This is a genomic window from Coleofasciculus sp. FACHB-542, assembly GCF_014695825.1.
Classification (GTDB): domain Bacteria; phylum Cyanobacteriota; class Cyanobacteriia; order Cyanobacteriales; family FACHB-T130; genus FACHB-T130.
Map to the genome: position 1 here is coordinate 48,293 of NZ_JACJPB010000005.1, position 7,539 is coordinate 55,831.

At 48.8% G+C, this 7,539-nt stretch carries 6 protein-coding genes; all 6 read left to right on the forward strand.

Annotation, left to right across the window (positions count from 1 at the left end; genetic code table 11):
- Positions 1 to 72 precede the first annotated feature (72 nt).
- The 6 genes from H6F52_RS00600 (at position 73) to H6F52_RS00625 (ending at position 7,352) form a co-directional block, all read left to right on the forward strand.
- Positions 73 to 939 (forward strand): STAS domain-containing protein, encoded by an 867-nt coding sequence (locus tag H6F52_RS00600; protein WP_190531214.1) that lies wholly within the window; start codon positions 73 to 75, stop codon positions 937 to 939.
- A gap of 8 nt (positions 940 to 947) precedes the next feature.
- The gene (locus tag H6F52_RS00605) at positions 948 to 1,343 is read left to right on the forward strand and encodes an STAS domain-containing protein (protein WP_190531216.1); all 396 of its coding nucleotides are present in this window, start codon (positions 948 to 950) and stop codon (positions 1,341 to 1,343) included.
- The gene (locus tag H6F52_RS00610; protein WP_190415968.1) at positions 1,324 to 1,728 is read left to right on the forward strand and encodes an anti-sigma regulatory factor; all 405 of its coding nucleotides are present in this window, start codon (positions 1,324 to 1,326) and stop codon (positions 1,726 to 1,728) included. Before H6F52_RS00605 ends, H6F52_RS00610 begins: the two co-directional genes overlap by 20 nt.
- Before the next feature lie 7 nt (positions 1,729 to 1,735).
- A complete protein-coding gene (locus tag H6F52_RS00615) occupies positions 1,736 to 2,743 on the forward strand; it encodes an ATP-binding SpoIIE family protein phosphatase (RefSeq protein ID WP_190415967.1) in 1,008 nt (335 codons plus the stop codon).
- Between the two features lie 69 nt (positions 2,744 to 2,812).
- Positions 2,813 to 5,002 carry an ATP-binding protein gene (locus H6F52_RS00620; protein WP_190531218.1) on the forward strand — a complete coding sequence of 730 codons (2,190 nt, stop codon included), beginning with the start codon at positions 2,813 to 2,815 and terminating at the stop codon, positions 5,000 to 5,002.
- Positions 4,995 to 7,352 (forward strand): response regulator, encoded by a 2,358-nt coding sequence (locus H6F52_RS00625; RefSeq protein ID WP_190531220.1) that lies wholly within the window; start codon positions 4,995 to 4,997, stop codon positions 7,350 to 7,352. The genes H6F52_RS00620 and H6F52_RS00625 overlap by 8 nt, the downstream gene beginning before the upstream one ends.
- Positions 7,353 to 7,539: the final 187 nt, after the last annotated feature.

Here is a 7,539-nt window from a genome sequence, read left to right on the forward strand (position 1 = left end):
TAGCCGAAAAGCCTAAATCGTTGACTTGTACAATAATTTGCCAAATACAGGCTAAAACAAGGGGCCGTTAATATGAACTTGAGCGGCAAAAGTAAGATTCCGAAAATTCTCCAAACCGATCAATCCCAACTGCTAACAGACTGGATCTCAGAGCAAATAACTGCTGGTATCCGCAAAGACCTAATTAAGGAAATAGAGCTGCGTGAAGAATGCAGAGAATTCCTGGACTTGTTCTCGGCATCTGTCCAGCAAGGTAACTTCACCGACATTAAATCGACTGAATGGCGTAGCGTGCGCGAGATGCTTGGCTCGATTTCGCGATCGCGCAGCCAGAAAGGCTTCACGCCAACAGAAACCGCAACTTTTGTTTTCTCTTTGAAGCAACCTTTGTTCAGCCGCTTGCGCCTAGAACTTGCACAGGATAGCGAAAGCCTTCTGGAAGAGATTTGGTCAGTTACGACTCTGTTGGACAAGCTTGGTCTCTGGACAACTGAGAGCTATCAGAAAGCTCGCGAGGAAGTGATCTTGCGCCAACAAGAGGAGCTGATGGAACTTTCAACGCCGGTCGTGAAACTGTGGGAAGGCATTTTAGCCCTACCTATCATTGGCACCCTTGATAGCGCCCGCACCCAAGTGATGATGGAGTCCCTCTTACAGAAGATTGTAGAGACGGGTTCGGAAGTCGCCATCATCGATATTACGGGAGTGCCCACCGTTGATACTCTCACCGCTCAGCACTTACTTAAGACAGTCACTGCGGCTCGTCTAATGGGCGCTGATTGCATCCTGAGCGGGATTCGGCCCCAGATTGCTCAAACGATTGTCTACTTGGGCGTGGATCTGGCTGATGTGATCACCAAGGCTTCTCTATGCGACGCATTTGCTTTGGCGCTGAAGCGAACTGGAGCCACGATCTCTCGCGCCCAAACACGCACTTAAGGAGTTTTATGGAACGTATCCCCATATTACAAATGGGTGAATTCCTGCTAGTGACGATTCAGGTTGATATGCACGATCGCCTAGCGATCGCTTTGCAAGATGACCTGACCGACCGCATTAGCCAAACAAGTGCCCGTGGTGTGCTGATAGATATTTCAGCACTGGAGATCGTTGATTCTTTTATTGGACGGATACTGGGAAATATTGCCAAGATGTCGCGAGTACTTGATGCTGAAACGGTTGTTGTAGGTATGCAGCCAGCAGTCGCCATCACTTTAGTAGAGTTGGGACTCTCCTTAACCGGCATTCGCACATCCTTAAACGTTGAAAAGGGAATGTCCCTCCTGCATAAATCGTTGGAGGCTTCTCCTAGGGGGAGCATAGATGGTCTTGCAGAGGTCTGAAACGATAAGCATCCAGTCTTCGGCAGACGTTGTCCTAGTACGGCAAGCCGTGCGTCAGTTTGCCCTAGGACTGGGTTTTAGCCTAATAGACCAGACTAAAATCGTGACAGCGGCGAGCGAGCTGGCACGCAACACCCTGGACTATGGCGGCGGCGGGACGGTGCAACTCGAAGCCCTAGAGGAGGGACTCCGTCGGGGTCTGCGGCTAACTTTTGAAGACAGTGGGCCAGGAATTCCGGATATCGATCTGGCGCTAAAAGATGGCTTCACAACCGGAAACGGGCTGGGGATGGGTTTGAGTGGGTCAAAGCGCCTGGTGAACGAATTCAATATCGTTTCCCGTGTCGGAGAAGGCACAAAAGTCACTATTACAAAGTGGAAGTGAGTTAATTATGAATGCTCCCGTCGCCTTACCCATTTTAGAGTCTAGTCAGGCTGGTGAAGCGAGACGAATAGCCCTCGCGATCGCGACTCGTCTCGGCTTCAACGAAACTGAGCGGGGGCAGGTTGGTATTGTCGTTACTGAGATCGCCAATAACCTGGTTCTGCACGCTAAAGACGGTCTGTTGCTGCTACAGCCTTTAAGCAAAAACGAGATAACGGGTATAGAAATCCTAGCCTTGGACAAAGGGCCAGGGATCAGCAATATCCAGGAGTGTCTGCGCGACGGTTTTTCTACAGCAGGGACGCCTGGAAATGGTTTGGGGGCAGTTAGCCGCCTTTCTGCTTTTTTTGAGATTCATTCTGTTCCCAACGTGGGTACAGCTTTATTAAGTCACCTCTGGGCTTGCCCAGAAGTGGCAAACCAATCGACCAACAATCTAGAGATTGGCGTGGTGTGCCTGCCGATGGCAGGGGAGGAGGTATCGGGTGATGGGTGGGCAACCGACCAACAGCCCGGTCGCAGTCTGCTATTAGTCGCAGATGGTTTGGGTCACGGCCCTCTAGCCGCCCAGGCATCCTTAGAAGCCATTCAGATATTTCGAGAGAATGTCCGCAAAAGTCCCGCAGAGATTATTGAAGCGGCTCACGTAGCCCTGCGGAGTACTCGTGGAGCTGCTTTAGCGATCGCAGAAGTAGACTTTAAAACTCTTGTCGTTCGTTTTGCTGGAGTTGGTAATATCGCTGGCAGCGTTTTTTCTCCCGCAGGAAGCTACAGCATGGTTTCCCACAATGGCACAGTGGGGCATGAAGTCCGTAAAATCCAGGAATTTGTCTATCAGTGGCCTCAAGGAGGGCTTTTGGTGATGCATTCCGATGGGTTGAGTACACAGTGGCGATTGGATCGCTATGCTGGTCTCATAACCAGACATCCCAGCCTAATTGCTGGAGTTTTGTACCGGGATTTCTACCGAGGTCGCGATGACATCACTGTGCTGGTTGCTCGCGAAGAAGACTGAAGGCCAAAGGAGTACAGCAGGGGCTGATGAATAATAAATAACAAGCGATTAGCCATTAGCAATTGACCAATGACCAATCTTCTTACGATAGAAATACGATTTGAGCAAGATGTCGTGATGACCCGTCAGCAGGCACGCCAGATTGCTCAAGCTTTGGGGTTTGACTCTCAGGATCAGACGCGCATTGCCACTGCTGTATCGGAAATTGCCCGCAACGCCTTCCAATATACCCGTGGGGGAAAAATAGAGTTTCGGGTGGAAGGCGAATTGCCTCAGAGCTTGGTGGTATGCATTCGTGACCAAGGGCCGGGTATCGCCAATCTGAAGAGCATTCTGGATGGGCAGTATAAATCAAAAACCGGAATGGGTTTAGGCATTATTGGCACCAAGCGGCTGATGGATCGGTTTCATATCGCGTCCACGCCAGGGCAGGGAACAGAGGTGCTGATGGAAAAAACCTTGCCAAAGCGGGCACCGATCTTGACAGCAAAGCGCTTGGCGCAAATTGCTGATGAGTTGGCGATGCGAGGGTCTCAAAATCCCTTTGAGGAAATTCAGCAACAAAACCAAGAACTGCTTCGCACTCTAGCAGAACTCGAAAAGCGTCAAGCTGAATTGGCGCAGGTCAATCGCGAGCTAGAGGATACTAATCGGGGTGTTGTGGCATTATATGCCGAGTTAGACGAAAAAGCAGTTTCTTTACAGCGAGCCAATGAACTTAAAACTCGCTTCCTCTCTAATATGAGCCATGAGTTTCGCACGCCGCTCAACTCGATTATGTCTCTCTCTCGACTGCTGCTAGATCGGATGGATGGTGAATTGACACCCGATCAAGAACAGCAAGTGACGTTTATCCGTCAATCGGCTGAAGGACTCTCGGAGTTGGTGAACGACCTTTTGGACTTGGCAAAGGTCGAGGCAGGAAAAATTGTGGTTCATCCGAATGCGTTTGAAGTTAGCGAGCTATTCGCTACTCTTCGAGGAATGCTGCGCCCACTTCTTAGTGATAATTCCTCAATTTCTCTTGTTTTTGAAGAACCTGTTGGCTTTCCCCCACTCTACAGCGATGAGGGGAAGGTTGCCCAAATTTTGAGAAATTTTATTTCTAATGCATTGAAATATACCGAAAGAGGTGAAGTTCGCATCAGAGCTGAACTGGACAAAAACACTGTCGTCTTCTCGGTGGCTGATACAGGTATCGGAATTGCGCCTGAGGATACTGAACGGATCTTTGAGGAATTTATTCAGGTAAATTCTCACCTTCAAAAGCGGGTTAAAGGAACAGGTCTAGGACTGCCCCTTTCGCGGAAGTTAGCCGAGTTACTGGGAGGGAGTGTCTCCATCAAAAGCTTACAAGGGGTAGGTTCCACGTTTTTCGCCACCATACCACTCGTTTACCGGGGCGAGGGTGATATAGAGGAGGTATCTGAACCGGATGCTCCTTTGCAGTTAGATGCGACTCGCTATCCAGTATTAGTTGTAGAGGATAACCCAGAGACACTGTTCATTTACGAGAAGTATTTTGCGGGGTCGAGCTATCAAATTATCCCAGCGCGATCGCTCAAGCAAGTAAAACAAGCATTTCAAATGTTTGAGCCACGAGCTGTGCTATTAGACATTTTGCTTGAGGAGCAAAATACCTGGGATTTCCTTTCAGAGATGAAAGGAAACGCTGCGACACGAGATATCCCGATCGTTGTTATCACTGTTATTGACAACGAAAAGAAAGCTCGTGCTTTAGGTGCAGATGCCTTTTTTGTGAAACCAGTAGAACGATTATCGCTTCTTGAAAAACTTAATACTTTAGTCAAACAAGAGCATTTACAAAAAGTTTTGATTATTGACGATGACCCAGCATCCCACTATCTACTAAAGCAATATTTAGCCGATTTTACGGGTCGCAGCACTCGTGAAAAATGTTTTAATTTTAAGATAATTGAGGCAACTTCAGGGGACGAAGGTATCCGTCACGCCCGCTTAGAAAATCCTTCTTGCATTTTTCTCGACCTAGTTATGCCAGATATGAGCGGGTTCGAGGTTTTGGAACAGATGAAAGCCGATCCAGCTACTAAAAATATTCCAGTAATTATTAATACTTCAAAGCTTCTTGAACCAGAGGAACGCTCGATACTTGTCGAAAGCACAGTAGCGATTCTCTCAAAAGAAAACTCATCTCGTGAAGAAGCGATCGCTCTTGTCCGAGAAGCACTTCTTTTAGCTGGGCTAGTTCTAGAGCCTGGAGAGGCTGCTCATGTCTGACCGCACCCTTATCACGATCTTGCACGTAGACGACAATGAAACGAACCGCTATGTCGTCAGTCGAATGCTTCGGAAAGAGGGGTATAAGGTTCAAGAGGCTGCTACTGGCGAAACGGGTCTGCAATTAGTAGCGCAGCAACCGCCTGACTTAATTATCCTTGACGTGCAGCTTCCTGATATTAATGGGTTTGAGGTCTGCCACCGCCTCAAGGCAAACCCTGCTACTTCCTCTATTCCTGTCCTGCATCTGTCTGCTAGTTTTGTCGAGAGTAAAGACAAGGCACAAGGGTTAGAGAGTGGTGCAGATGGCTATCTAGCCCAGCCGGTGGAGCCAATCGAGTTGCTCGCTACTGTGAAAGCTTTGCTCCGCATCCGAGAAGCTGAAGAATCGGCAATGGCTTTGGCGAAAGAGTGGCAAACGACATTCAATGCCATGAAGGATGGTGTTTGTTTACTAGATCACCGTGGCAGAATCTTGCGAACTAACAGCGCCATGACGAATCTTCTGAAAAAACCGTTCGGAAAGATCGAGGGTTGCTTTTATCAGGAGGTAATGCACGATATCCTGGGCTGCGTCGAGGTAACTCCCTTAACTCGTGTCCAAGAAACCCGTCGTCGCGAGAACGAGGAGCTACGGTGTGGTGAACGATGGTTTTCTGTAACCACAGATCCCGTGTTCGACGAGAGTGGAGTTTTTACGGGTGCCGTGTATATCGTAGCTGACATCACAGATCGCAAGTGGGCATCAGAAGCGCTGCGAACCAGCGAAGAACGGTTTCGCTTGTTATTAGAAAATGTAAAGGACTACGCGATTTTCTTCATCGACCCAGGCGGGCGTGTTATTCGTTGGAGCATTGGAGCAGAGCGCATTTTCGGTTATCAGGAAGCCGAAATCCTCGGTCAGTCTGCCTCAATTATCTATATACCTGAAGACCTAGAACTCGGTGCAGACAAGCAAGAACTGGAAACGGCAGTAATAGAAGGTCGTGCTGAAAATGAACGCTGGTACCTGCGTAAGGACGCCACCCGTTTCTGGGCAAGTGGCATCGTAACGCCCTTACGAGATGAGACTGGGCAGCTACGAGGCTTTTCTAAAATCATGCGTGACTTCACTGAACGGAAGCAAGTTGAAGATGAACGCAACCAACTACTCGTTGCCGAACAGGAAGCACGCACTGCGGCGGAGTCAGCAAACCGCATGAAGGATGAGTTTTTGGCAACACTGTCTCACGAACTGCGATCGCCCCTCAACGCAATGCTAGGGTGGGTTCAATTACTCAATACCCGCAAATTTGACGAGGCGACTACTGCGCGGGCGATGGAGACCATTGAACGCAGTGCTAGGGCACAAGCTCAGCTGGTGGAGGATTTGCTGGATGTTTCCCGCATCATTCAGGGCAAGTTACGCCTAAATGTCCGCCCAATTGAGCTGGCTTTGGTTGTTGAGGCGGCGGTTGATACCGTCCGTCCGGCGGCTGATGCTAAGGCTATTCGACTCCAAAGTGTAGTCGATCCGGCAGCAGGCCCGGTTGCCGGTGACTCAGACCGCTTACAGCAGATAATTTGGAATCTATTATCCAATGCAATCAAGTTCACACCTAAAGAAGGGCGAGTTCAGGTTCGCCTCGAACGGATTAACTCCCATGTTGAAATAACAGTAATCGATACAGGACTTGGCATTAACTCTGACTTTGTGCCCTATGTCTTCGACCGCTTTCGTCAAGCTGATAGTTCTATTACCCGGTCATACAGTGGACTTGGTCTTGGTCTAGCGATTGTACGCCACTTGGTAGAGCTACACGGTGGCACAGTTCGTGCAGAAAGTCAAGGCGAGGGGCAGGGAGCGACATTTATCGTAAAGCTTCCTCTGATGCCTGTCCGTATGGAGACAAGTGAGGGACAGCGGGTACACCCAACGGTTGGGAGGGGAGTTTCATTTAACAATCCGCCTTCGTTAGATGGCTTACAAATACTCGTCGTAGACGATGAGGTTGATTCGCGCGTGTTTGTCACAACGCTATTGGAACAGTGCGGAGCTTCTGTGTGTGCCGTTGGATCGGCTGATTCAGCGATTGAAGCGATAAAAATTCTTAAACCAGATGTTCTATTGAGCGATATCGGGATGCCTGGAGAGGATGGCTACACATTGATTCGTAGAGTACGGGCATTGAACGTAGAAGAGGGGGGACGAACTCCTGCTGTTGCTCTAACAGCATACGCTAGGGCTGAAGATAGGATGCGAGCGATCGCTGCCGGATTTCAAATGCACATCCCTAAACCTGTGGAACCTTCTGAATTAGCAACCATTGTAGCGAGTCTTGCTGGACGAACAGGAATTCATGAAGTGTGAAGTCAACGGCAGTCAGTAAATGCTCTAAGACTCGACTTTCTACAATGAACGATTCCACTGAGTTAAGTTTTTACCCCTCTTCTGTCACTTTCCGAGTATTCTGAATAAAAGGATTAAAAGAAAAAACTCTGGAAGGTAAGTAGGGCAATGGATGTAGAATTACAAATTCTGAAACATTTAGCAAGAG

Bases quoted from the DNA above. Each gene is read 5' to 3' on its own strand.
- H6F52_RS00600 (WP_190531214.1), top strand. From the start codon at position 73: ATGAACTTGAGCGGCAAAAGTAAGATTCCGAAAATTCTCCAAACCGAT.
- H6F52_RS00605 (WP_190531216.1), top strand. From the start codon at position 948: ATGGAACGTATCCCCATATTACAAATGGGTGAATTCCTGCTAGTGACG.
- H6F52_RS00610 (WP_190415968.1), top strand. From the start codon at position 1,324: ATGGTCTTGCAGAGGTCTGAAACGATAAGCATCCAGTCTTCGGCAGAC.
- H6F52_RS00615 (WP_190415967.1), top strand. From the start codon at position 1,736: ATGAATGCTCCCGTCGCCTTACCCATTTTAGAGTCTAGTCAGGCTGGT.
- H6F52_RS00620 (WP_190531218.1), top strand. From the start codon at position 2,813: ATGACCAATCTTCTTACGATAGAAATACGATTTGAGCAAGATGTCGTG.
- H6F52_RS00625 (WP_190531220.1), top strand. From the start codon at position 4,995: ATGTCTGACCGCACCCTTATCACGATCTTGCACGTAGACGACAATGAA.